This window comes from Aeromonas sp. MaB10011B, assembly GCF_017939325.1.
In the GTDB taxonomy this organism is placed as follows: domain Bacteria; phylum Pseudomonadota; class Gammaproteobacteria; order Enterobacterales; family Aeromonadaceae; genus Aeromonas; species Aeromonas caviae.
The window spans coordinates 1-23,777 of record NZ_JAGKRK010000097.1 but is presented as its reverse complement, the minus strand read 5'-3'; the positions used below and the strand labels follow the sequence as shown (position 1 = coordinate 23,777).

The following is a 23,777-nucleotide window of genomic DNA, read 5'->3' as shown; positions in this document are numbered from 1 at the left end:
ATACATGAAAGCCAGCATCCGGGCCAAGGTGGAGCACCCATTTCGCATCATCAAGCGACAGTTCGGCTTCGTGAAAGCCAGATACAAGGGGTTGCTGAAAAACGATAACCAACTGGCGATGTTATTCACGCTGGCCAACCTGTTTCAGGCGGACCAAATGATACGTCAGTGGGAGAGATCTCACTAAAAACTGGGAATAACGCCTTAAATGGCGAAGAAACGGTCTAAATAGGCTGATTCAAGGCATTTACGGGAGAAAAGATCGGCTCAAACTGAAAAAATGAAATGACTGAGTCAGCCGAGAAGAATTTCCCCGCTTATTCGCACCTTCCCTAGATTCTCTTACAAGGGCGTTGTCATTGAGCGTAACAAGAACACTTACCGTATTACGCCACCCAAGCTTAAAGGCTTTGATATGGCTTTGTGTGATGGTGTCTATACCGATACTCGTTCGCTACAAGGGGCGCTTGATTTGGCCTTTCTGAATGTTGACAGTGAACGCCAAGAAGAACTAAGAGCGCTGAATATCAACCATCGGTGTCCAGCTTGTAAGGGCGTAACGCTCATTCAGAAGAGAGATTGGCAAGAGGAGCGGATTTCTTGCCCCTTATGCGCTCGATACTCCCACTATTCCTACTATGAAGCCGTGAAAGATGAAGTAATCCGGTGATAGAGGATAGGTACTTTACCCCTCACGCCTCTCAAGACATGCAGCCCCCATCTGATTACTATCCCCTATAGCCAGTATGCTCATGGGGTTGTATTGACTCTTGCAGAGGGGGCCATTTGTCATATTTTCTGTGAGATTTTTTCAAGCCTCATTGCATATATAAGAAGCCCCCCCCTTACCCCCTGCTCCCCTCCATGCAAATTTCCCCCGTAATCGAATATACCTATCCTATCTCCCCCTCGATTCTTCCATTTTCCTCTGGTGTCCTCTCTATGCGTACAAGACAAGTTAGCCGCCCGTCATGGGCAGCCTATACACTGTGAAGTGTTGGGCATGGTGTTGGGCAAATACGCTAAAGAGCACAAAGGGGTAGCCTCGTAATGAAGCTAACTTTTTGTTTTATTTGGTGCCGGTAATAGGAGTCGAACCTACGACCTTCGCATTACGAATGCGCTGCTCTACCAACTGAGCTATACCGGCGGCTTGATGTTCAGAGTCGTGAAAAAAGCCGGACAAGTCAATTGAGCCAACTCGATTTTATGAGTTGGCTCATGATGTTAAGGCATATCAGAGGTCAACGAACTCCGGGATGTGGGCACGGCCGCGGCTCTCGAGAAAATCGAGCAGTGCGCGGGGGGAGCGGGCCAGGATCCGCTCATGTGGGAAGTTGGCTTCGGTGACCAGCCGATGGCAGTGATCAAAGTCGCCGAGGCTGAATGCCACGTGGGAGTCGGAGCCGAAAGTGAGGTAGGCACCCAGATCGCGCGCTGCCTCGACGATGGCGCGGCAGTTGCTTTCACTGCCTGCACGGGAGTGACTGAACGAGGAGTTGTTGACCTCCAGCGCCACTCGATACTCTGCCGCTGCCTTGACCACCGCCTGGATATCGATGGGGAAGGCGGGGTTGCCGGGGTGGCTTATCATGTCGACCCGACCACTTCGAATGGCGTTGATCATGGCCTGGGTGTGGGTCGCCTGATCGCAGGGGGGAAACACCGGTTCGTGAAAGCCCGCCATGATCATGTCGAGCCGGGACTCGTAGCGCTCGGGGAAGTCTATTTCACCATCGATGTTCTTGATGTTGGCTTCTATGCCGCGCAGGATGCCGACCCCGTCCACGACCCTGGGCAACACGTGCAGATTGACGAAATGCCAGTAATGCGGGGCATCTGCCATGTCCGGGCCATGGTCCGTGGTGGCGAACAGCTTGATCCCCTTGGCTTTGGCGATGGGCAGGTAATCGTGAATGGTGCTGTAGGCGTGGGTGCTAGCGACGGTGTGCGTGTGGGTATCGACCGTATACTTCATCTTCTCTCCCCTCTGGCATGAGGCGACAGCATAGCAAGATTGGCGAAGCCGGGCCATGTGGCTGGTTGCCATACTTTGTCACAATTTGGGTCTGTGCTGACAAAGTCTGATGACGTTTCACTGCGAGGATGGCGACATCGATGCAAGCCTGAACACCCATCGATGGGTCGACACTGGATAGTCAGACCCGTTTTCCCCGCCGTCGCACCTGCGACGGTTTTTTTTTGGTTCTCTTTCAGCGCATCGGGTGACGGCAGGGCAAAAAAATGCCCAACTAGCATGGCGCAGGTTGGGCGAGACTTAATGTTTAATTGCAGTGGCATAGATATAGAGTGCCGTCTCGCCGCGAAGTTCCCGCCATCTTCCATCTTTTTTGATTAAAAACATTTAGCCAACACTTGTTCACATTCTCTTGACATGGGTGGGCGTGAAACGTACTTTTTAAACATTCGTTTAAGTGAGGTGTCCAGTGAGTAAAATCGATACCAAGAACCGTATTCTCGACGCCGCCGAGGTGCTGTTTGCCGAGCGGGGGTTCGCCGATACCTCGTTGCGTCTGATCACCAGCGAGGCCGATGTGAACCTGGCTTCGGTCAATTATCACTTCGGCTCCAAGAAGGAGCTTATCCAGGCGGTGCTCGACCGTTATCTGAGCCTCTTCATGCCGGCACTGGACGGGCGGTTGCAGACGTTGATGGCGCAGGATCAGCTGACCCTGTTGCAGGTGTTCGAGAGCTTTGTCGAACCTCTGATGAAACTGTCGGCCGTCAGGGCGAATGGTCCGGCGCTCTTCATGCAGTTGCTGGGGCGCGGCTATATCGACAGTCAGGGCCACCTGCGCCGCTTTATTACCACCCATTATGGGGCGACCCTGCACGGGATCACCCAGGCCATCTCCAAGGCCAATCCGGATTTGTCGCCAGCGGATCTCTTCTGGCGCCTGCACTTCACCCTGGGCACCGTCGTCTTCACCATGGCCTCTGCGGATGCCCTGCGTGACATCGCCCAGGCCGATTTTGGCCAGCAGCTCGATGTGGAAGGGCTGGTGCGCAACGTCATTCCTTATCTGGCGTCCGGTGTCGGGGCGCCCGTGGAGTCGACCAGGCTCTCCCTGGCCGTGTAACACCTAACAATAATCAACGGAAACAGTGAAATAGAAGGAACTTCGGTATGATCACATTGCTTGTCCTGCTGGTGCTGGCGATAGCCGTGGTGCTCGGTGTCCCCGCCATCCGTAAAAAGGTGGTGACCCGCCCCGTGTTCGGCATCTTCAAGAAGATACTGCCGCCCCTGTCGGCCACCGAGCGGGAGGCCATGGAGGCCGGCTCCGTCTGGTGGGACGGGGAGCTGTTTCGCGGCAACCCGGACTGGAAGAAACTGCACGGCTACGGCAAGGCCGAGCTGAGCGCAGAAGAGCAGGCTTTTATCGACAACCAGGTCGAAACCCTGCTCGCCATGGTGGACGACTTCAAGATCGTCAACGAGACCAAGGACCTGCCGGAGCCGGTGTGGGACTATCTGAAGAAAGAAGGCTTCTTCTCCCTGATCATCCCGAAATCCTACGGCGGCCGCGAGTTCTCGGCGATTGCCAACTCCACCATCGTCACCCGTATCGCCACCAAGAGCCTGAGCGTCGCGGTCACCGTCATGGTGCCCAACTCCCTCGGCCCGGGCGAGTTGCTGATGCATTACGGCACCCAGGCCCAGAAAGATTTCTGGCTGCCGGGGCTGGCCAACGGCAAGGAGGTACCCTGCTTCGCCCTGACCGGGCCGGAAGCGGGCTCCGATGCGGGCGCCATCCCGGACAAGGGGATCGTCTGCAAGGGGATGCACAAGGGTGAAGAGGTGCTGGGCATTCGCCTCAACTGGAACAAGCGCTACATCACCCTGGCGCCGCGTGCCACCGTGCTGGGGCTGGCGTTCAAGCTCTATGACCCGGAAAAACTGCTGGGTGACAAGGAAGAGATCGGCATCACCTGTGCGCTGATCCCGACCAGTCACCCAGGCGTGCGCGTCGGCGATCGCCACTACCCCATGGGGTTGGCGTTCCTGAACGGCCCGACCTTCGGCAAGGATGTGTTCATTCCGCTCGACTGGATCATCGGTGGCCCAGATTACGCCGGCCGTGGCTGGCGCATGCTGGTGGAGTGCCTCTCCGCCGGTCGCGGCATCTCGCTTCCTGCTCTGGGTACCGCCTGTGGTCACATGGCGAGCCGCACCGTGGGCGCCTACTCCTACGTGCGCAAACAGTTCGGCATGTCCATCGGCAAGTTTGAAGGGGTGCAGGAAGCGCTGGCCCGCATTGGCGGCCTCACCTATCAGCTCGAAGGCGCTCGTCGCATGACCGCAGGTTCCCTGGATTTGGGTCAGGCACCGGCCATCGTCACCGCGATTTCCAAGTACCACATGACCGAGATGGCCCGCCAGGTGATGGATGACTCCATGGACATCCACGCCGGTCGCGCCATCCAGCTGGGCCCGAAAAACTACACCGGCTACGCCTACATGGGCATTCCGGTGGCCATCACGGTGGAAGGGGCCAACATCCTGACCCGCAACCTGATGATCTTCGGGCAAGGGGCCACCCGCTGCCATCCGTATGTGTTTGCCGAGCTGGAAGCGGCGGCCGACACCGATGTGGAGCGCGGTCTCGAGAAGTTTGACGCCCTGTTGATGAAACACATCGCCTTCGGTACCGGCAACTTCTTCGGTGCCCTGTTCCAGGGGCTGACCCTGGGCCAGTTCAACAGCGCCCCGGTGGCTGGCGAAACCGCCCGCTACTACAAGCAACTCTCCCGCATGAGTAAAGGGCTGGCCCTGTGCGCCGACGTCTCCATGCTGATGCTGGGCGGGGATCTCAAGCGCAAGGAGATGATCTCCGCCCGTCTGGGTGACGTGCTGAGTCACCTCTACCTGGCCTCCGCCACCCTCAAGCATTACGAGGATCAGGGCCGCATGGTCTCTGACCTGCCGTTCGTGCAGTACGCGGTGGAGCGCAACCTCTACCTGATTGGCAAGGCGTTCGAGGGCTTCTTCCAGAACTTCCCGAACAAGGTGGTGGGTGCCGTACTCAAGCGGGTGGTGTTCCCGTTCGGCGTCGGTTACAAGATGCCGGCGGACGATCGCTGCCATGCCATCTGTCTGGCCATGATGACGCCGGGCGAGTTCCGGGATCGTCTGACCGCGCTCTGTTATGTAGGCAAGGACGAGGCGGATCCGGTGGGGCTGATGGAGCGTGCCTTCCAGGCCATGGTCTCGGTGCAGCCCATCGAGAAGAAGCTGGTGCAGGCCCAGAAAGAGGGCAGACTGCCCCGCAAGCTGGCGCTGCCTGAGCTGGTGGCTGCGGCCCTGTCCCAGTCCATCCTCGGCAAGGAGGAGGCGGACAAGCTGCTGGCCGCCGATGCCTTGCGCTACGAGGCGATCCAGGTGGACAACTTCGCTCCTGGCGAGCTGGAAGGATTGTCTCAACCGAACCCGGTCGAGCATGCAGCCTGACCCCGAGCGTAAACCGACAACCGGCCCTAGTGGCCGGTTTTTTGTTGTTTAACCAGGCATTTACAAGGTCGATTAATTCCAGTTTAATGCAATGGCCCCCACCCTTGGGGCAGGAAGCAAGGCCATCGGAATGGCCGATAACAACAACTCAGGAAGAGTGAATGAACCTCGCCAAAACGGCGATCGAACGCCCCATCTGGGTGGCGGTCTCGGTCGTGCTGATTTTTTTGCTGGGCCTGCTCAGCATCCGGGGACTGCCCGTCCAGCTGTTCCCCGACATAGACCGTCCTCACCTCAACATCACGGTGGACTGGCGCTCGGCCTCGCCCCAGGAGATGGAGTCGGAGATAACCGATCCCATCGAGCAGGAGATGCAGGGGGTACAGGGGCTCAAGAGCCTCAGCAGCAACAGCTACCCCGGCTTCACCGAAATCGACATGGAGTTTGCCCTCGGCACCGACATGCAGCGGGCCCAGCTTGATGTCATCTCCCGCCTGAACCGGGTCTTGGGACTGCCGGACAACATCGGTGGCCCTTACGTCAACAACTACAGCAGCAACGACACCCTGACCTTCTTCTTCATCCAGCAACTGCCCGGCGCCAAGGGGGAGATAGACGATCACCAGGCGCTGATCGAGGCGAGGGTCAAGCCCGAGCTGGAGCGGATCCCCGGGGTGTCCACGGTCGACATCGAGGGGATCAACGAGCGCCAGATCCAGATCCGTTTCGACCCTTACCGCGCCGCCGAGCTGGGGGTGGAGATCCCGGTGCTCGCCAGCCGGGCAACGACGGGCTGGGATGTGTCGGCCGGCACCCTCGACATCGGCCGCTGGGAGTACAAGCTGCGCTTTGCCGGTCGCTATGACGTGGCGGCCCTGGGGGACAAGGTGGTGGACTGGCGTGACGGCCTGCCCATCTATCTGCGGGACGTTGCCGAGATCAGAGTGGCCCGGGAGGAGAACCCGGTGCTGCGCATCCAGAACGGCAACACCGCCATCGCGGCGCAGATCTTCAAGGAGAGCGGTGCCAATGCCCTGGCGGCGCTCGAGGGGATCAAGGCCAAGGTCGGGGAGCTCAACCGGGAGGTGCTGGAGCCGGTTGGCCTGCACATGGAGCAGTCGTTTGACGCTTCTCTCTACATCAACCGGGCGGTGAGCATGGTGACCGCCAACCTGGGGCTAGGAGTGCTGCTCTCCTGCGCCATCCTCTGGGTCTTTCTGCGCCAGCTCAAGGCGACCCTGATGATCGCGATCGCCATCCCCATCAGCATCATGCTCACCTTCTGCTTGCTCAAGGTGATGGGGCGAACCCTCAATATCATCTCCCTGGCGGGCATTGCGTTTGCGGTCGGCATGGTGCTCGACGCCGCCATCGTGGTGCTTGAGAGCATCTACCGGCGCCATGAGCGGGGTGATATCAGCAAGGGAGAGGCGGCGCTGGAGGGCACCCGCCGGGTGTGGACCGCTCTGGTGGCGTCCAGCCTGACCACGGTCGCCATCTTCCTGCCGGTGCTCCTGCTCAACGACGTGGAAGGGCAGTTGTTTGCCGATCTTGCGCTCACCATCGCCTGCGCGGTGACGGTCTCCATGGTGGTGGCGGTCACGGTGTTGCCTGCGGTGGCGGCGCGCTGGATGGGGCACGAGCGGCTGATTGATCCCTTTGAGCGCCTGTGGTGCCGCGCCACCCGCCATGTGATCCGCTGGACTGCCACCGCCCCCAGGCGCTGGGCCATCATCGTCCTGATGATGACGGGGCCTGTGCTGGTGAGCTGGTTGATGTTGCCCAAGATGAACTACCTGCCGGATGTGCAGCGGGACGCCATCGACGTCTGGATGAGTTTCACCCCCGGGGTCAATCTCAAGGCCCAGCGGGAGGAGGTGATCGATACCCTGATTGCCCGCCTCGACCCCTATATGAAAGGGGAGAAGGAGCCTGTCCTCAAGAACTACTACATCCTGCGCTACCCGGGCGGTGCCCAGATCGGGGTGCGGCCAAAGGAGGAGAGCCAGATCAAGGTGCTGGAGCAGCTCTTGATGAAGCAGTTGCTGGTGGGCATTCCCGACACCCGGGTGTTTGGCGGTCAGGGGTCCCTGTTTGGCGGTTTTGACAGTGAAAACAGCATCTCCCTGCTGATCCAGGGAGGTGGGCTGCCCGAACTCTATCAGGCGGCCCGGGAGAGCATGACCATAGTGCAGCGGGACTTGCCCGGCGCCCAGGTCAGGCCAGAACCCGGACTCGATTTCACCGCTCCCGAGCTTCGGCTGGTGCCCCAGGACAGGCGCCTGGCCGAGGTGGGCTGGGATCGTTCCCCCATGCCCGCCATCATCCAGACCTTTGGCGATGGTCTGCGGGTCGGCGAATATTTCGACGGGGATGAGCGGCTCGACATCCTGCTGATGGGGCAGGCCTCCGCCAACCCGGACGAGCTCAAGGCGGTGCCGCTTGCTACCCCGTCAGGGCGCATCGTTCCCCTTGGGGAACTGCTGCGGGTGGAGCCGCAACTCGGGCCTGAGAGCATCTTCCGATCCGATGGGCGGCGCAGCATCAGCCTGCAGATTTCGCCCCCTGCGGGGATGAGCATGGAGCAGGTGCTCGACACCCTGCAGCACAAGAGCTTTGCCGCCATCCGGCCGTTGCTGCCGGCCGGGGGGGAGCTGCGGGTCGCCGGCAATGCCGACAGCCTGCAGCAGGCGCTGGGCAACCTCGGCAGCATCTTCCTGTTCGCCGTGATGATACTGCTCATTCTGCTGTGGGGGGTCTTCGCCTCCCTCAAGGATGCCGTGCTGGTGTTGCTCACCTTGCCGCTCGCCACCGTAGGCGGCGTGCTGGCGCTGCACCTGAGCGGTCTGGTGGCGCCGCTGCCGATGGACTTGCTCACCATCATCGGCTTCGTCATCCTGCTCGGGTTGGTGGTCAACAACGCCATTCTGCTGGTGCACCAGACCAGGATGGCCGAGCGGGAGGGGATGAGCCGACAGTCGGCAGTCACCGATGCTCTGCAAAGCCGGATGCGTCCCATCGCCATGACCAGCCTCACCAGCATCTTCGGCATGCTGCCTCTGATGTTGAGTCCGAGCGAGGGGAGCGAAATCTACCGGGGGCTGGCCACCGTCATCGTCGGCGGCATGAGTTGCAGCACCCTCTTCACCCTGATCCTGTTGCCCGCCTTCCTGCGGTTGGGGGAGCAGACCGACATACCGCACGCCCTTCGGCAGCGTGCCTGAGCAAGGAGCTCATCGATGACACAAGGTTTCACAAGGATAGTGGTGGGGGCTCTGCTGCTGGCTGGCGGGCTGCCTGCGCTTGCACAAAGCAAGATGGTGACGCTGGCGGAGGTGGCCCAGGGAGAGGGGGGGGCCAGCATCTGGGTCAGCGGCACGGTGGCGAGCCGCCAGCAGGCGGCGCTCAGCGCCGAAGTGAGCGGTCGGGTGGAGTGGATAGCCGAGTTTGGCAGCCGGGTGAAGGCGGGGGACGAGTTGCTGCGCCTGGACAGCGCGACTCTGCGCCTCTCGCTGGAGCAGGCGAGGGCGGAACAAGCCAGAGAGGGGAGCAACCTGCGTTACGCTCGCGCCGAGTTCCAGCGCCTGGATCGTTTGCACCAGCAAAAGAGTGCCTCCCAGAGCCAGTATGACAAGGCGCGCTATGACGTGGAGCAGGCTGAGCTGGCCGATCAGCTGGCGCGGGTGCAGGTGCGCCAGATTGAGGAGCAGCTGCGCAGAAGCCGCATCTTTGCCCCGTTTGACGGAGTGGTGAATGAACACTTCATCCAGCCGGGGGAGCATGTGGATGCGGGCGAACAGGCGCTTGAGCTGGTCAATCCGGACCAGCCGGATATCCGGTTGCGTGCACCTATTGCCTGGGCCCGGCAACTGGCCACCCAGACCCGGTTGCGGGTGGAAGGGGAGCAGCTCAGCAGCCACGCCATTTATTACCAGCGGGCGGCGAGCGCCGATCCCAAGTCCCGGCTCATCGAGCTGCGCCTCAAGCCGGAAGCGGGCACCTTCATCATTGGCTCGCCAGTGCGGGTGGCGCTGCCGATGGGAGAGCAGCACACCATGCTGCTGCCACGGGATGCCCTGGTGCTCGGCACCGAGGGAAGCGTGGTCTATCAGGTGGAGCAGCGCGGCGAGGCGCTCACGGTGAACCGGGTGCCGGTCACCGTGCTCTTTGGGGACAGCCGGGAAGTGGCGGTGAGCGGCGCTCTCAAGCAGGGAGACAAGGTGGTGGTGCGCGGCGCCGGCAGCCTGCAGGATGGAGACAAGGTGGAGCTGTTTCGCAGTTGAACCTGGGCAGATCCCATAAAAAACGGCTCCCGTGGGAGCCGTTTTTGTTGCAGGGAGGAGGGGCGATTACTCGACCATCATCACCTTGCAGGTGTTGGTGCTGCCGACGGTCTCCATCTTGTCGCCGTGGGTGAGCAATACCATGTCGCCGCTTTGCAGCAGTCCCTTGGCCTTGAGCACGTCCAGCGCGTCGCGGCACACCTCGTAGACCGGCTTGGTCTCGTCGCCATCAAACAGCACGGGGGTGACGCCGCGGTAGAGGTTGGCCCAGGCCAGGGTCTTGTTGTGAGGAGACATGGCGAAGATGGGCAGGCCGGAGCTGATGCGGGACATCAGCAGCGGGGTGGTGCCCGACTCGGTCAGCGCCACGATCGCCTTGACCCCTTCCAGGTGGTTTGCCGCATACATGGTGGACATGGCCACCGCCTCTTCCACCGAGGTGAAGGTGTAGCTCATGCGGTGGTTGGAGACGTTCAGGCTCGGGTGCTTCTCGGCGCCCACACAGACGCTGGCCATGGAGGTCACGGTCTCGATGGGGAACTGGCCGGCGGCGGTCTCGGCGGAGAGCATCACCGCATCGGTACCGTCCAGCACGGCGTTGGCCACGTCCATGACTTCGGCACGGGTCGGGAGCGGTGCGTTGATCATGGACTCCATCATCTGGGTCGCAGTGATGACCACGCGATTCAGGCGACGGGAGTGGCGAATGAGCTTCTTCTGCACACCCACCAGTTCGGGGTCGCCGATTTCGACGCCGAGATCGCCACGGGCCACCATGACGGCATCGGAGCCGAGGATGATGTCTTCCATCGCCTCGTCGCTGGCGACGGTCTCGGCGCGCTCGACCTTGGCCACGATCTTGGCGTTGGAGCCAGCTTCGCGGGCCAGTTCGCGGGCGTAGCGCAGATCATCACCGCTGCGGGGGAAGGAGACCGCCAGGTAGTCCACGTTCATGCGGGCGGCGGTCTTGATGTCTTCCTTGTCCTTCTCGGTCAGGGCCGGGGCGGAGAGGCCGCCACCCTTCTTGTTGATGCCCTTGTTGTTGGAGAGAGGGCCGGCCACGGTCACCGTGGTGTGGATGCGGGTGCCTTCGACCTGCTCGACCTTCAGTTGCACGCGGCCATCGTCCAGCAGCAGGATGTCACCGGATACCACGTCCTGCGGCAGGCTCTTGTAGTCGATGCCGACCTGCTCCTGGCAGCCTTCTCCCTTGCCGAGGGCGGCGTCGAGAATGAACTTGTCACCGATGGCGAGGTAGATCTTGCCATCCTTGAAGGTGGAGACGCGGATCTTGGGGCCTTGCAGATCGCCCATGATGGCCACGTGGCGGCCCAGCTTGGCGGCGATGTCACGCACCTGGTTGGCGCGCTGGATATGATCTTCAGGAGTGCCGTGGGAGAAGTTCATCCGCACCATGTCGGCACCGGCGCGAATGATCCCCTCGAGAATGCCGTCGCGATCGGTCGCCGGACCGAGTGTGGTAACAATCTTTGTACGTCTTGGCATGAAAGACTCCAATGTGAAGTTGATATGACTTGAAATACTGCCCCGTCAAGCATGTGGCATGGCGCCAACTGGCAGGCCATCTGGGTGGCCTTGTTTGATTGAATTTCGATACTACACCAAGCCCATTGGCATAGACAGTCGGGGGCGGACCCCCGAATGATCAGGAGGAGTGCGGGGTATCAAAGCGGGATTCGCGCAAACCTTCTTTGACTTTCTTCAGGTTTTCGCGAAATTTCATGCCACGGCGCAGGGTGAAACCGGTGGCCAGCACGTCCACCAGGGCGAGCTGGGCGATGCGCGAGGCCATGGGCATGTAGACGTCGGTGTCTTCCGGCACGTCCATGGAGAGCACCAGGTTGCACTCGCGGGCCAGGGGAGAGTCCTTGGCGGTCATGCCGATGACGGTGGCATCGTTTTCCCGGGCCAGCGCGGCAATTTCCACCAATGCCTTGGTGCGGCCGGTGTGGGAGATGAGGACCACCACGTCCCCTTCACTGCTGTTGATGCAGCTCATGCGCATCATGACGATGTCATCGAAGCTCACCACGGGGATATTGAAGCGGAAGAACTTGTTCTGGGCATCCCGGGCGACGGCGGAGGAGGCGCCCAGACCAAAGAAGCTGATCTTCTTGGACTGGGTCAGAATATCGACGCAGCGGTTGATGGCCGAGATGTCCAGGCTGTTCTTGGCGGCATCGAGGCAGGCCATGGTGGATTCGAAGATCTTGGCGGTATATGTATCCGGGCCGTCTTCCGCTTCCACGTGGCGGTTCACATAAGGGGTGCCGTTGGCCAGACTCTGGGCCAGGTGCAACTTGAAATCGGGAAAACCCTTGGTATCGAGGCGACGGCAGAAACGGTTGACGGTCGGTTCGCTCACATCGGCCAGCTTGGCCAGGGTAGCAATGCTGGAGTGAATGGCGGTCTGGGGTGAGGCCAGGATCACTTCAGCCACCTTACGCTCTGATTTACTGAAACTTTCCAGATTGTTCGTAATTTTATCGAGGGTATTCATCATTACCACCAGGCATTTTTGTAATTTAACTTCAGTGTCTGTGCACTAAATTCACAGCTCAAGCAGGTTTCCAGTCTCCGCGATGACTATACAAGACAAGCGCTTATCGGAACTAATCTCGGCCCTGTAAAGTATGACTCATGTCTAATTATTTCGTGTTTTTAGTTGCAAACTTCCATTTGCGTCTTGAAAACGCTTACAAATGTTGCAAAGCAACAACACTGTGAGCGGGTGCACACTTGTCTGCATAAATCGCGCAGCTCGGCTGCGGGCTCGAGTAGTATTGCAGGCAAATAATAATGTCGGGACGGTAAGGGCCGCCCCGAGTCGGTAACGAAGGAGTTTGTTATGCAGCATACCCATGCGCTGGTGGGCGACGTTGGCGGTACCAATGCCCGGCTGGCCCTCTGCGAACTGGCGACGGGCGCCATTTCCCAGGCAAAAACCTATTCGGGGCTGGCCCATCCCAGCCTGGAGGCCGTGGTGCGCCTCTATCTCGAAGAGCACGATGCCACCGTGGGCGAGGCGTGCATCGCCATCGCCTGCCCCATCAACGGTGACTGGGTCGCCATGACCAACCACAGCTGGGAGTTCTCCATCCGCGAGATGCAGGCCAACCTCGGCCTTGCGCGCCTGCAGGTGATCAACGATTTCACTGCCGTCTCCATGGCGGTGCCCGTGCTCGGCGAGAGCGATCGCATCCAGCTCGGGGGCGCGGCTCCGGTAGCCGGCAAGCCCATCGCCATCTATGGCGCAGGTACCGGCCTTGGCGTCGCCCACCTGGTGCAGGCCGGTGAGCAGTGGCTGAGCCTGCCGGGTGAGGGCGGTCACGTGGACTTCGCCGCCAACACGGAAGAGGAAGATGCGGTGCTGCAGGTGATGCGCGGCGAGCTGGGCCATGTGTCGGCGGAGCGTTTCCTCTCGGGCCCCGGGCTCGTCAATCTCTATCGCGGCCTAGTCAAATCCGATGGCCGCGAGCCCGAACCCTTTGCCCCCAAGGACATCACCGAGCGTGCGCTGGCGGGGGATTGCCTCGATTGCCGCCGCACCTTGAGCCTGTTCTGCGTGCTCATGGGCCGCTTTGCCGGCAACCTGGCCCTCAACATGGGCACCTTCGGCGGTGTCTACATCGCCGGTGGCATCGTGCCGCGCTTCCAGGAGTTCTTCATCGGATCGGGCTTTCGGGTCGCCTTCGAGGACAAGGGGCGCTTCAAGCCTTATCTCAAAGACATTCCGGTCTTCCTCATCACCCATGAAGGGCCGGGGCTGCTCGGGGCGGGAGCCTATCTGCGCCAGTCCCTCGGGATCCGTCTCTGACAGGCTAGCAGCGGTTGCCAGCACGGGCGACCCGGCCCTCGGCCAGCAGCTGGTAGCTGCCGGTGGCGGCGGGGATGAAGGCGGATTGCCCTTTATCCAGGCGTAGTGACTGCTTACCTTGCTGAAGGATGACAGTATCATCGATGGCAAGCAGGATCTCGGCGCTGGCGGTGGTGAGTGCATGCTCACCGGCCGGGTATACGCTGAAGGTGAAGTCCGGTACGGGGACGTCGTAGTGCTGCACGGCGCCTTCCATGCGGGGGCTGAGCAGGATCTGGTCGTCCGGCTTGGGCAGGCAGCGGGTGCAGCCCAGCAGCTCGGCCACGTCTATGTACTTGGGGGTGAGCCCGGCGCGCAGCACGTTGTCGGAGTTGGCCATGATCTCAAGGCCGGTGCCGCGCACATAGGCGTGCGGGGTGCAGGCGTCCAGATACATCGCCTGACCGGGCTGCAGGGTCACCACGTTGAGCAAGAGCGGCGAGAACAGCCCCACATCCCACGGGTACTGGGCGGCCAGGCTGGTGATGAGGGCAAAGGTCTCTTCATTCTGATGGGCGGCTGCAAAGGCCAGCAGGCCCGCCAGTGCCTCTTCCTTACGCGCCCCTTCCAGCACCAGCAGCTGGTGGAAGAAGTGTTGCAGACCTGCTTCGTTCTGGCTGGCTGCGAGGGCGGCGACCAGGTCGGCAAGGGCGGGCAGCTTGACCCGCTCGAACAGCGCCAGGATGGCCGGGATGGCGCGAAAGCCGTTCATGGCCTGATAGGGGGTGAGGGCAAACACCAGCTCGGGCTTGTGGTTGGGATCTTTGTAGTTGCGATTGGCTGCTTTGGGCGAGATGCCAGCGGCCTCTTCCTTGGCAAAGCCCGCTTCGGCCTGCGCCTTGCTCGGGTGCACCTGAATTGAGAGGGCCTTCTCGGCGCACAGCACCTTGAACAGGAACGGCAGGCTGCCAAAACGGGCCTGGGTGGCCTCGCCCAGCACGGCGGCGGGGGCGCACTCTATCAGGGTCGAGAGTTTTTGGGCCTGCCCTGCCAGCATCACCTCGGAGCAGCCGTTGGGGTGGGCACCCATCCAGAGTTCGGCCTGGGGCTTGCCTGCCGGATTGGGGATGCCGAACAGAGTAGTGAGGGCGTCATGGCTGCCCCAGTCGTAGCCTTGAATCGGATTTTGCATTGACAAAAAAGAGGGCAGATCGCGACTGCTCATAAGGGATGCCTCATTTGGTGTGCAGAAAATCGGGTGCAGAAAAGAGTGGCATTGCTGCCGTGGACCGGACTATAACATAGGCGGTCGTGGGCACCGCAACCGCTTGCCTCTCTCTTGAGCAGGATCAGCATGTCTCTTGTCTTCAGCCAGTTGCTCGATTGCGCCCTCCACGAGCAGGCCTCCTTCGACCAGATCTGGTTTGCCCAGGATCAGGGGGTTCCGCCCGGTTTCAGCTATCAGGTCAACTTTCCCCGCCTCGAGCTGGTGTTCAGCGGCGAGTACCGCAACCAGATCTGGGACAGGGAGCGGGGCAGCCAGGAGATCTGCATCGCCCCCAACGGCTGGAACAAGCCGCTCTGGACCACCGACTGCTCGGTGCTGAGCCTGCTGTTTGGCAAGCGTCAGCTCGGCTTCAGTCTGGTGAGCAAGCGGCGGGAAGACCCGGATTTCTTCGATGTGCAAAAGCACAGTATTATGACCCGGGCCGGTCATGTGAACGAACACATACTGGCGGCGCTCAACGTGCTGGCCGAAGATCCAGACCGCTCCCCCACCGACAACCACCTGTTGCAGGTGTTGCTCACCAGCGCCCGTCAACTGCTGGCTGAGTCGCCTTCGATCGGCCGCGAGGGGCTGAGCTGTTTCACCGCATCTGCATCTATATCCAGGACAACTTTCACCGCCCCATCAGCCGCGACTCCATGGTCCACCGCTTCAATGTCTCGGCGAGCCACCTCTCCCACCTGTTTCGTGAGCAGGGCCACATGCGCCTGGCGGACTACATCAGCTGGGTAAGCATCGATAGGGCCAAGTTCATGCTGAGAAAATACCGCTTCCGTCTCGAAGAGGTGGCGAGCCGCTGTGGTTACATGGATGTGAACTATTTCTGCCGAGTGTTCAAGCAGAAGACCGGGCTCACCCCCTCCCTGTGCCGGGCCCTGAGCCAGCCCCAGGGGCAGAGCGAGAGCCTGACGCCATGACAAAGACTGGCGCCATGCATCGATGGCAATGGCAGGATCCTCATCCCGGGCGGGAAGAGGGTGGGCATTGTGATCCAGTACTCGACTATGGTCGGACATGCACGCCCGCCATTTGATTATGCAAATGGATGGGCTTAGCGCAACGATCAGATTGATAACAAACAGAAGTTAGGAGATGCCGATGGAAAGCAAAGTAGTTATCCCGACCCAGGGCCAGAAAATCACAGTCGATGCCAGCGGCAAGCTGTAGGTTCCCCACAATCCCATCATTCCGTTTATCGAAGGGGATGGTATCGGTGTGGACGTGACCCCGGCCATGTTGAATGTGGTAAATGCTGCGGTCGAGAAAGCCTACAAAGGCGAGCGCAAGATCGCCTGGATGGAGATCTATACCGGCGAGAAATCGACTCATGTCTATGGCGAAGGTGCCTGGCTGCCGGCCGAAACCCTGGATTTCATTCGTGAATACTGCGTGGCCATCAAGGGCCCGCTGACCACCCCGGTCGGCGGTGGTATTCGCTCCCTCAACGTGGCCCTGCGCCAGGAGCTGGATCTCTACGTCTGCCTGCGCCCGGTCCGTTACTACGAAGGGACCCCGAGCCCGGTCAAGCACCCCGAGCTGACCGACATGGTGATCTTCCGCGAGAACGCCGAAGACATCTACGCCGGCATCGAGTGGAAGGCAGACAGCGATGAAGCCAAGAAGGTGATCGCTTTCCTGCAAAACGAGATGGGCGTGAAGAAAATTCGCTTCCCCGAGTCCTGCGGCATCGGCATCAAGCCCATGTCCAAGGCTGGTACCGAGCGTCTGGTCCGTGCCGCCATCGAGTACGCCATCGACAACGATCGCGACTCCGTGACCCTGGTGCACAAGGGCAACATCATGAAGTTCACCGAGGGTGCCTTCAAGGATTGGGGTTATGCCCTGGCCCAGAAAGAGTACGATGCCCAGCTCATCGACGGCGGCCCCTGGTGCTCCTTCAAGAACCCGAAGACCGGCAAGACCATCGTGGTCAAGGACGTCATCGCCTGTATGAACCTCAACGGCGACTACATCTCCGACGCGCTGGCGGCCCAGGTCGGCGGCATCGGCATCGCCCCGGGCGCCAACATCGGCGATGGCGTTGCCCTGTTCGAAGCCACCCACGGCACCGCGCCGAAATACGCTGGTCAGGACAAGGTCAACCCGGGCTCCCTCATCCTCTCTGCCGAGATGATGCTGCGCCACCTGGGCTGGACCGAGGCGGCTGACCTCATCGTCAAGGGGATGGAAGCGGCCATCGCCAACAAGAGCGTCACTTATGACTTCGAGGCCACCCTGCGTTCCTGCTCCCAGTTCGTCCAGGACATGATCGACCAGATATGATCCGGGTCGTTGAAATGCAAAACTGGCGCCATGAGCGCCGGTTTAATGTGATGGTCAGCCTGGCCCGCAGCCCAGTAGGCTACGCTTGCTGGGCTGTTTCTTTTCTACTTCAGGAGAGCATCATGGCAACTATCACACTCTTTGGACTCGACATCGGCAAGCACTCCTCTCATCTCGCCGGGCAGGATGCCAACGGCAAACCCGTCTTCAAACACCAGTTCACTCGTTCTAGGCTTGTTCGCTGGTTTCGGCCATCAGGTGCAATTGATCGCGCCACAGTATGTTCGCCCTTTTGTCACCGGCAACAAGAGCGACGTCCTTGATGCACACGTCATCAGTGAAGCGGCTTCCCGCTCCTCCATGCGCTATGTCGGCGTCAAAACACCCGAACAGCAGGCCAGCTCGGCACTGCATCGACTGCGCGAAGCCCGCATTGCCGACCGAGTGCAAACCGCTAATCAAATCCACGCCCTGCTGCTCGAGTTTGGCATTACGCCTGCCTTTGCGATGTTCAGAAAATGATGACGACAACTGGCCCAACGGCCTGAGGGTAAACCTGACATAAAAAACAGTCTTCAAGACTGACGGTTTTTTGAGGTACCTCAGGCGCGGCTCACATCATGGATCGGGCATGATAGCCCACCAAGAATCCGGATAGATTATAGCAAGCCTGCCCTGTCAGTACTCATCATCAATCTGGCCTTGCAAAGTTCAGGCTGACCATAGATTTTTATGCCTGCCGTTTCTGCGCGTGCATGGGGTTGAGGGGAGCGGCTGGCCAGCTTCTGATGGGAGTGCAAGCTCGCCAGCCTCGCTGCCATGTGCTTGGCTTTGTCGAAGCATAAGGAGTGAGGCGTGTGACAGGGCAAGCACCGGGATGGCAATGTCCTGCGCTGTCAGGGGAGGGTGATGTGGAATCTCGCGCCGCCGAGCGGGGAGTCATCCACCCGGATCTCGCCGCCGTAGCTGTGCACGATTTCGGTCACCACGGCGAGGCCAATCCCCTGGCCGGGGGAGCTGTCAGCCCGCACGCCGCGCTGGAAGATCTGCTGCGATTTGCCGGGATCGATGCCAGGGCCGTCGTCTTCCACCACGATGAGCAGGCCGCTCTCCCGGTGGCGGACATGAACCCGGATCTCGCTGATGGCGAACTTGCAGGCGTTGTCCAGCAGGTTGCCCATCAGCTCCATCAGATCGCCCTGCTCGCCGTGAAAGAAGACATCGTCGTCAAACTGGAAGCCGGTCTGCAGCTTCTTGTGGCGATAGACCTTGGCGAGACTGGCCAGCAGCTTCTCGATGAGGGGAACCGGTTCGGTGCCCTTGCTCGCGAGGCGCTTTCGCCCGGTGACGGCGCGGCGCAACTGGTACTGGATGATCTGATCCATGGTGGTGATCTGTTCATTGATGTTGTCATGGATATCGTGGCCGAGCTTGAGCTCCTGGGCGGTGATCTGGATGAGCGCCAGCCGGGTTTTCAGGCTGTGGGCGAGATCGTTGAGGGCGTGCTGGTAGCGCTGGGTCTGCTGGCGTTCGTTCTCCAGCAACTGGTTGACTGAGCTTGTCAGGGGGGTCAGCTCGCGCTCGTAGTCGTTTGACAGTGCCTCTCGCGTACCGGCGCGGATCTCGTCAATCTGGAGCGCCATGGTACGCAGGGAGGAGAGGCTCCAGAAACTGGTGAGCAGCAACAGAGCGCCCAGCAGACAGTAGGCGAGCAGCGCCTGGCGAATGCAGCGGTAGAGGTAATCGCGGGTCTGGGCCTGATAGCGCCGGGCGGAATCGACCATCACCACGTAGTAGGTGGTGGGGCCGGCGCCATGATTGCGCAGGAAACGCAGGCTGTAGATGAAGTAGCTCTCGCCGTTCTTGATGGTATGCAGCTTGAAGAAATAGTCCTGATCCAGTCCCCCCAGGTATCTCATCAGATCCCGGCAGATGGTCTCCTTGATGGAGACCACCTCCGGCATGTGCAGGCTGGACCAGCTCAGCACTCCGTCGGCGCGGCAGATCAGGGTGTCGAGATTGGGATCGATGGCATCCGGGGTGAGCTTGCCTAGATCCGTCATGGCGTGGGGCTCCGGCTGCTTGGACGAGAACAGCTTGGAGAGGTTCTCCTGCATGCGGACACTGGCTTTCTGGGCCTGCTCCTCGGCATGGCCGAGGTAGAGGATGTAGACGGAGAAGGCCATGATAAGCGCGATGACCAGCATGGCACTCAGCATCAGCTTTAGGTGCAGGGAGCGGCGGATCAGGGTCAGGGGATGCAACATGGCAAGGCGCATCAGCTGCAGGCGAGGTTGAAGATGTAGCCCTGGCGGCGGATGGTGGAGATGGGCTGGATGCTCCCTTCCGGATCCAGTTTTTTGCGAAGTCGGCTCACCATCACCTCGATGGTGTTGGGATCCCCTTCACCATCCCCATAGAGCTGATCCAGCAGCTGCTGTTTGGAGACCACCTGACGGGCATTTCGCATCAGGTATTCCAGGATCAGATATTCGAAACTGGTCAACACGGTGACCTCGCCGGCGATGGTCAGCTCCTTGCGGGAGAGATCCAGCTCGTAGTCACCCGCCTTCACTCTGGGGGAGATGAAGCCGGCGCTGCGGCGTACCAGCGCATTGAGGCGGGCCAGCAGCTCGTCCTTCTGGAAGGGTTTGACCAGGTAGTCGTCCGCCCCGGCCTCCAGTCCTTCCACCTTGTCCTGCCAGTTGCCTCTGGCCGTCAGCACAATGATGGGAAAGGGGATCTGCTGCTCGCGCAGGCGGGTGATGAGCTGAAGGCCATCCATGTCAGGCAGGCCCAGATCGATGATAGCGACATCGATGGGGTAGTCTGCTGCGTAGTGCAGCGCCACCTGGGCATTATCCGTGCTGTAAACCTGGTTCTGGGCCTCGGTCAACAGGGTGGAGAGGTGGTGATTGAGCAGCTTGTCGTCTTCAACCAGTAGGATTTTCATAAGATGCATGATGATGAGGGTCCAGGCTGCCAATTAGAGGGTCAACAAGAGGGAGAGTCAATCCGGATCCTACCTGACCCCGCTGTATCGGAACTGAATCATCCCAGACTGAACTCCTCAATAGAGTGTTTAATAAGATGTCAAAACTCTGTGACACGAAGCGATTTACATACGGTGACAGCAGTATGCGACCGTTATGATCGCAGTGGAGGGGCAGTAAGGTACGTGAATGGGTCAACAGAAGAGCACACTCTTGATCTCTTGGCGCTATCCTAACAATCTGATGCCCACGAATGAGGTGATAAGAGCACACTGACAGACATATTTTTTCTATTCTTCATCGAAAGGTGTCACTAGAGGATTATCAGTAAAAATACTGGTGACATTGAAGTCAGTAGGTTAATGGGAATGCTGTTGAATCCTTACCCTATTGAGGGCCTTTTGCACCTTTTGACTATTCACCCTTGGGTTAAACAAGATAGAATCTGACCCACGATCGGGTTTAGGGCGCAAAAAGCCCAAGATGTGAGCAATGTAGGTTCCGGACAGCCTAGTAAGGTAATGGAATGCTTAAGAATTGTTAAACATCAATCAAAACAAGAAGCTGGAGGATCTGATGGCCAACAGCACGGACAAGAAGGTTAAAATCAGCATATTGGGAGCTGTAACTCAAGGGCGGTAGCGTTTCACTTTGTTGACTATGTCATCTTTTTCATAATTACCCTCCCCACCAAGTTTATCAAATAAGAATTATTTACAAGTCGTATCGCTAGAAATTATGCAGAAAAATTAACCAAGCTTAGTTTCAGTGATATATCTGTGTGCTAGACGATTTAGTCATCAGTGTAGGCGCTTCGCAAACCTACTGTGAAAATCTTCTACGCAAGCGTCAAACAATGTCGTGTCATTTCGTTATCTTGAAATCGGGAACCTTTCAATGAAGATCCTTGTGACTGGTGGTGCCGGCTTTATCGGTTCAGCCGTTGTTCGCCATATCATCCAGCATACCCAAGACTCAGTTGTCAACCTCGACAAGCTGACCTATGCAGGCAACCTGGAATCCCTGGCTGAGGTCTCGGGCAGCGATCGTTACGCGTTCGAGCAGGTCGACATCTGCAGCCGCGTCGAACTGGATCGGGTGTTTGCTACCCATCAACCGGATGCCGTGATGCACTTGGCCGCCGAGAGTCACGTTGACCGCTCTATCACAGGCCCCGCCGACTTCATTGAGACCAATATCGTCGGCACCTATATGATGCTGGAAGCGGCCCGCGCCTATTGGAACGGTCTGGACGAGGCGCGCAAGACGGCCTTCCGCTTCCACCATATCTCCACAGACGAGGTGTATGGCGATCTGCCACATCCGGATGAAGCGTCTGCTGCTGAACCCTTGCCACTCTTCACTGAAACGACGCCCTACGCCCCCAGCAGCCCCTATTCTGCCTCCAAGGCTTCCAGTGACCATCTGGTGCGCGCCTGGCGCCGTACCTACGGCATGCCCACCATCGTCACCAACTGCTCCAACAACTACGGCCCGTACCACTTCCCCGAGAAACTGATCCCGTTGGTGATCCTCAATGCGTTGGATGGTAAGCCGCTGCCGGTCTATGGCAAGGGCGACCAAATTCGCGATTGGCTCTATGTGGAAGACCACGCACGCGCGCTCTACAAGGTGGTGACCACGGGCTTGGTCGGGGAGACCTACAACATCGGCGGTCATAACGAGAAGCAGAATCTGGAGGTGGTACACACCATCTGCGATCTGCTGGACGAGATGGTGCCGAAGGCGGGCTCTTATCGTGCGCAAATCACCTATGTGGCGGATCGCCCTGGCCATGATCGCCGTTATGCCATCGATGCCAGCAAGATGAGCAGTGAACTCGCATGGCAGCCGCAAGAAACTTTCGAATCGGGCATTCGCAAAACCGTGCAGTGGTATCTGGATAACCAACAGTGGGTCAACAACGTCAAGAGCGGTGCCTACCAATCCTGGATTGAGCAGAATTACGGGGAGCGTGCCTGATGCATATTCTGCTGTTTGGCAAAAACGGTCAGGTCGGTTGGGAGCTGCAGCGTGCACTCGCACCGCTGGGCCGCATCACTGCCGTTGATTTTGACTCCACCGATTATTGTGGCGATTTCAGCAACCCGGCAGGGGTGGCCGACACGGTACGTCTTGTCAAGCCGGACGTGATTGTCAACGCCGCAGCCCACACCGCAGTCGATAAGGCGGAGAGTGAGCGGGAATTTGCCGAGCTGCTCAACGCGACCAGTGTGGCGGCGATCGCCAAAGAAGCGGAAGCATTGGGTGCCTGGCTGGTGCATTACTCCACCGACTATGTGTTCGATGGCAGCGGTGAGCGCCCCTGGGTGGAAACCGATGCAACTGCACCGCTCAACGTCTACGGTGAAACCAAGTTGGCAGGGGAACAGGGGGCGGCTCTCTGCGCTCGTCACCTGATCTTCCGCACCAGCTGGGTCTACGCCGCCCGTGGAGCCAACTTTGCCAAGACAATGCTGCGCTTTGGCAAAGAGCGTAGCGAGATGTCGGTCATCAATGACCAGTTCGGCGCCCCGACCGGTGCCGAGTTACTGGCCGATTGCACCGCCCATGCGATCCGCGTGGCGCAGAGCAGACCCGAGGTTGCCGGGCTGTACCATCTGATTGCCTCCGGTACCACCACCTGGTTTGACTACGCCCAATTGGTGTTTGCCAAAGCCAGAGAGGCTGGCGTTGAACTGACGGTCAAGCAACTTAATGCAGTGCCGACCAGCGCCTTCCCGACCCCTGCCAAACGCCCCAATAACTCCCGCCTTGATACCGACAAATTCCAGCGCACCTTTGATCTGGTACTGCCGGACTGGACCGTCGGCGTGGAGCGGATGTTGACCGAGATCCTCAGCAAGTAAATCCCTGGTCAGGGATGTGTTGAGTGCATCCCTGGCTGGCAAGAGATAAAACGTAAAAGGTGTAGCTGCAAGCCACCTTTTTCTTTTGCAATTTAAAAATAAGAAACAAGCATCATGACCAAACGTAAAGGCATCATTCTGGCCGGTGGCTCAGGCACCCGTCTCTATCCGGTGACCATGGCGGTGAGCAAGCAACTGTTGCCTATCTATGACAAGCCGATGATCTACTACCCGCTGAGCACCCTGATGCTGGCGGGCATTCGCGATATTCTGATCATCAGCACGCCGCAAGATACCCCCCGTTTTGAGCAATTGCTGGGTGACGGCAGTCAGTGGGGCCTTAATTTGCAGTACAAGGTGCAGCCAAGTCCGGACGGGTTGGCACAAGCCTTTATTCTGGGTGAAGAGTTTATCGGGTCAGACCCCTGTGCGCTGGTGCTGGGGGACAACATCTTCTATGGCCACGACCTGCAGAAACAGTTGGCGGCGGCAGCGGCCAAAGAGAGTGGTGCTACCGTCTTTGCCTACCATGTGCATGACCCCGAGCGTTATGGGGTGGTGGAATTTGATAAAGAGGGTACCGCTATCTCGCTGGAAGAGAAGCCGTTGGAGCCCAAGAGCAACTATGCGGTGACCGGCCTCTATTTCTACGACAACAGCGTTGTTGAGATTGCCAAGTGCCTGAAGCCGTCACCGCGTGGTGAGCTGGAAATCACCGATGTGAACCGTATCTACCTGGAGCAAGGCAATCTGTCGGTGGCGATGATGGG

Annotated in this window: 15 protein-coding genes, 1 tRNA gene and 3 pseudogenes; 12 read left to right on the top strand and 7 right to left on the bottom strand. The window is 59.4% G+C overall.

Features of this window, described 5'->3' with window-relative positions:
• Nucleotides 1-187 (top strand): transposase (locus J9893_RS21185; protein WP_210600051.1); only part of this gene is annotated, 187 nt, incomplete at its 5' end.
• Nucleotides 188-1,074: 887 nt separating this feature from the next.
• Here J9893_RS21185 and J9893_RS21180 read toward each other — a convergent pair.
• A tRNA-Thr gene (locus J9893_RS21180) sits at nt 1,075-1,150 on the bottom strand.
• Between the two features lie 87 nt (nt 1,151-1,237).
• On the bottom strand, nt 1,238-1,978 hold the full coding sequence (locus J9893_RS21175; protein ID WP_005324180.1) for a phosphatase: 741 nt from the start codon (nt 1,976-1,978) through the stop codon (nt 1,238-1,240).
• 469 nt (nt 1,979-2,447) lie between these two features.
• On the opposite strand from J9893_RS21175, the gene J9893_RS21170 reads away from it, so the two are divergent.
• From J9893_RS21170 to J9893_RS21155, 4 genes are all read left to right on the top strand, one after another.
• Nucleotides 2,448-3,101: a TetR/AcrR family transcriptional regulator gene (locus J9893_RS21170; protein ID WP_005324182.1), complete on the top strand. Its 654-nt coding sequence runs from the start codon at nt 2,448-2,450 to the stop codon at nt 3,099-3,101.
• Nucleotides 3,102-3,148: 47 nt separating this feature from the next.
• On the top strand, nt 3,149-5,473 hold the full coding sequence (locus J9893_RS21165; RefSeq protein ID WP_041213197.1) for an acyl-CoA dehydrogenase: 2,325 nt from the start codon (nt 3,149-3,151) through the stop codon (nt 5,471-5,473).
• 161 nt (nt 5,474-5,634) lie between these two features.
• A complete protein-coding gene (locus J9893_RS21160) occupies nt 5,635-8,697 on the top strand; it encodes an efflux RND transporter permease subunit (RefSeq protein WP_210600052.1) in 3,063 nt (1,020 codons plus the stop codon).
• A gap of 15 nt (nt 8,698-8,712) precedes the next feature.
• Entirely contained in the window at nt 8,713-9,756 is a 1,044-nt protein-coding gene (locus J9893_RS21155; protein ID WP_210600053.1) for an efflux RND transporter periplasmic adaptor subunit, read from the top strand.
• A gap of 66 nt (nt 9,757-9,822) precedes the next feature.
• Here the strand turns inward: J9893_RS21155 and pyk are convergent, their stop codons facing one another.
• Both pyk and J9893_RS21145 read right to left on the bottom strand, forming a co-directional pair.
• A complete protein-coding gene (gene pyk / locus J9893_RS21150; RefSeq protein ID WP_041214849.1) occupies nt 9,823-11,262 on the bottom strand; it encodes a pyruvate kinase in 1,440 nt (479 codons plus the stop codon).
• A gap of 160 nt (nt 11,263-11,422) precedes the next feature.
• Nucleotides 11,423-12,277, bottom strand: a complete 855-nt coding sequence (locus J9893_RS21145; protein ID WP_029314760.1) for a MurR/RpiR family transcriptional regulator — start codon at nt 12,275-12,277, stop codon at nt 11,423-11,425.
• Between the two features lie 348 nt (nt 12,278-12,625).
• On the opposite strand from J9893_RS21145, the gene glk reads away from it, so the two are divergent.
• Nucleotides 12,626-13,594 (top strand): glucokinase, encoded by a 969-nt coding sequence (gene glk, locus J9893_RS21140; RefSeq protein WP_039041241.1) that lies wholly within the window; start codon nt 12,626-12,628, stop codon nt 13,592-13,594.
• Between the two features lie 4 nt (nt 13,595-13,598).
• Here the strand turns inward: glk and manA are convergent, their stop codons facing one another.
• Nucleotides 13,599-14,798 (bottom strand): mannose-6-phosphate isomerase, class I, encoded by a 1,200-nt coding sequence (gene manA / locus J9893_RS21135; protein WP_124813408.1) that lies wholly within the window; start codon nt 14,796-14,798, stop codon nt 13,599-13,601.
• Between the two features lie 129 nt (nt 14,799-14,927).
• On the opposite strand from manA, the pseudogene J9893_RS21130 reads away from it, so the two are divergent.
• The 3 pseudogenes from J9893_RS21130 to J9893_RS21120 form a co-directional block, all read left to right on the top strand.
• Nucleotides 14,928-15,778: pseudogene (locus tag J9893_RS21130) on the top strand (AraC family transcriptional regulator).
• Between the two features lie 181 nt (nt 15,779-15,959).
• Nucleotides 15,960-17,144, top strand: a pseudogene (gene icd / locus J9893_RS21125) (NADP-dependent isocitrate dehydrogenase).
• Between the two features lie 122 nt (nt 17,145-17,266).
• A pseudogene (locus J9893_RS21120) lies at nt 17,267-17,636 on the top strand (transposase); the annotation flags it as partial.
• Nucleotides 17,637-18,040: 404 nt separating this feature from the next.
• Here J9893_RS21120 and J9893_RS21115 read toward each other — a convergent pair.
• Nucleotides 18,041-19,423: an ATP-binding protein gene (locus J9893_RS21115; protein WP_210600054.1), complete on the bottom strand. Its 1,383-nt coding sequence runs from the start codon at nt 19,421-19,423 to the stop codon at nt 18,041-18,043.
• Nucleotides 19,423-20,097 (bottom strand): response regulator, encoded by a 675-nt coding sequence (locus J9893_RS21110; RefSeq protein ID WP_041207018.1) that lies wholly within the window; start codon nt 20,095-20,097, stop codon nt 19,423-19,425. The genes J9893_RS21115 and J9893_RS21110 overlap by 1 nt, the downstream gene beginning before the upstream one ends.
• Nucleotides 20,098-21,034: 937 nt before the next feature.
• Here J9893_RS21110 and rfbB point away from each other — a divergent pair.
• From rfbB to rfbA, 3 genes are all read left to right on the top strand, one after another.
• Nucleotides 21,035-22,120, top strand: a complete 1,086-nt coding sequence (gene rfbB / locus J9893_RS21105; RefSeq protein WP_210621947.1) for a dTDP-glucose 4,6-dehydratase — start codon at nt 21,035-21,037, stop codon at nt 22,118-22,120.
• Nucleotides 22,120-23,007 (top strand): dTDP-4-dehydrorhamnose reductase, encoded by an 888-nt coding sequence (rfbD, locus tag J9893_RS21100; protein ID WP_210621946.1) that lies wholly within the window; start codon nt 22,120-22,122, stop codon nt 23,005-23,007. The genes rfbB and rfbD overlap by 1 nt, the downstream gene beginning before the upstream one ends.
• Before the next feature lie 114 nt (nt 23,008-23,121).
• The coding region (rfbA, locus tag J9893_RS21095) for a glucose-1-phosphate thymidylyltransferase RfbA (protein ID WP_210600937.1) at nt 23,122-23,777 on the top strand (656 nt) is incomplete at its 3' end.

Coding starts and splice junctions, on each gene's coding strand:
- pyk (WP_041214849.1), bottom strand. CDS start 11,262: ATGCCAAGACGTACAAAGATTGTTACCACACTCGGTCCGGCGACCGAT.
- J9893_RS21115 (WP_210600054.1), bottom strand. CDS start 19,423: ATGCGCCTTGCCATGTTGCATCCCCTGACCCTGATCCGCCGCTCCCTG.
- rfbD (WP_210621946.1), top strand. CDS start 22,120: ATGCATATTCTGCTGTTTGGCAAAAACGGTCAGGTCGGTTGGGAGCTG.
- J9893_RS21165 (WP_041213197.1), top strand. CDS start 3,149: ATGATCACATTGCTTGTCCTGCTGGTGCTGGCGATAGCCGTGGTGCTC.
- J9893_RS21145 (WP_029314760.1), bottom strand. CDS start 12,277: ATGAATACCCTCGATAAAATTACGAACAATCTGGAAAGTTTCAGTAAA.
- rfbB (WP_210621947.1), top strand. CDS start 21,035: ATGAAGATCCTTGTGACTGGTGGTGCCGGCTTTATCGGTTCAGCCGTT.
- glk (WP_039041241.1), top strand. CDS start 12,626: ATGCAGCATACCCATGCGCTGGTGGGCGACGTTGGCGGTACCAATGCC.
- J9893_RS21175 (WP_005324180.1), bottom strand. CDS start 1,978: ATGAAGTATACGGTCGATACCCACACGCACACCGTCGCTAGCACCCAC.
- J9893_RS21160 (WP_210600052.1), top strand. CDS start 5,635: ATGAACCTCGCCAAAACGGCGATCGAACGCCCCATCTGGGTGGCGGTC.
- J9893_RS21155 (WP_210600053.1), top strand. CDS start 8,713: ATGACACAAGGTTTCACAAGGATAGTGGTGGGGGCTCTGCTGCTGGCT.
- manA (WP_124813408.1), bottom strand. CDS start 14,798: ATGAGCAGTCGCGATCTGCCCTCTTTTTTGTCAATGCAAAATCCGATT.
- J9893_RS21110 (WP_041207018.1), bottom strand. CDS start 20,097: ATGAAAATCCTACTGGTTGAAGACGACAAGCTGCTCAATCACCACCTC.